The 1,074-nt window shown below is 61.9% G+C and carries 2 protein-coding genes; both read left to right on the plus strand.

Annotated elements, in window-relative coordinates; genetic code table 11:
* On the plus strand, positions 1-704 hold a 704-nt coding region (locus G515_RS0100645), incomplete at its 5' end, for a type I restriction-modification system subunit M (protein WP_028658579.1).
* On the plus strand, positions 701-1,074 hold a 374-nt coding region (locus tag G515_RS0100650; protein ID WP_028658580.1), incomplete at its 3' end, for a restriction endonuclease subunit S. The genes G515_RS0100645 and G515_RS0100650, both read left to right, overlap by 4 nt.

Below are 1,074 nucleotides of genomic sequence, written 5' to 3' on the forward strand. Positions count from 1 at the left end.
TCACCGAACCGATGCACTGGGACGACGAACCGTTCGAGGCGATCGTCTCCAACCCGCCTTACTCCATCAAGTGGGAGGGCGACGCGAACCCGCTGCTGATCAGCGACCCGCGCTATGCACCGGCTGGTGTGCTCGCGCCGAAGTCGAAGGCGGACCTCGCCTTCACCATGCACATCCTCAGCTGGCTCGCGGTCAACGGCACCGCCGCCATCGTCGAGTTCCCCGGAGTGCTCTACCGCGGCGGCGCGGAAGCCAAGATCCGCAAGTACCTCATCGACAACAACTACGTCGACACGGTCATCCAGCTGCCGCCGGATCTCTTCTTCGGTACGACGATCGCGACCTGCATCATCGTGCTGAAAAAGTCGAAGAGCGACAACAAGACCCTCTTCATCGACGGCTCTGGCCTCTTCACCCGGCAGGGCAACAAGAACAAGCTGACGGAAGCCCATCAGCGGCAGATCCTCGACGCCTTCACCGCCCGCGAGGACGTGGCCCACTTTGCCACGCTGGTCGACAACGCGGCCGTCGCCGACAACGGCTACAACATCGCGGTCAGCTCCTACGTCGAAGCCGAGGACACCCAGGTCGCCGTCGACATCACGGAGTTGAACGCCGAGATCGCCCAGATCGTCGCCCGCCAGACCGAGCTCCGCACCCAGATCGACGCCATCGTCGCCGACCTGGAAGGCAGTGACGCATGAGCAAGATCGACGATCTCATCGCGAAGCTCTGCCCCGGCGGTGTCGAGTTCAAGGAGCTCCGGGAGCTCTTCACGACTAGGAACGGGTACACGCCGTCGAAGCGAGACCAATCAGCATGGGCCGACGGAACCATCCCGTGGTTCCGGATGGAGGACATCCGCGAGAACGGACAGATCCTCAATGACTCGCTACAGCATGTCGCATCGAGGGCGGTGAAGGGCGGCAGGCTGTTCCCAGCGAACTCGATCATCGTCGCTACCTCCGCGACGATCGGCGAGCACGCTCTGATTACTGTTCCCCATCTGAGCAACCAGAGATTTACGTCCTTGTCTCTCAAACCGGAGTATGAAGAACGACTCGACATGCGGTT

It is taken from the genome of Nocardioides insulae DSM 17944 (assembly GCF_000422825.1).
Classification (GTDB): Bacteria; Actinomycetota; Actinomycetes; order Propionibacteriales; family Nocardioidaceae; genus Nocardioides; species Nocardioides insulae.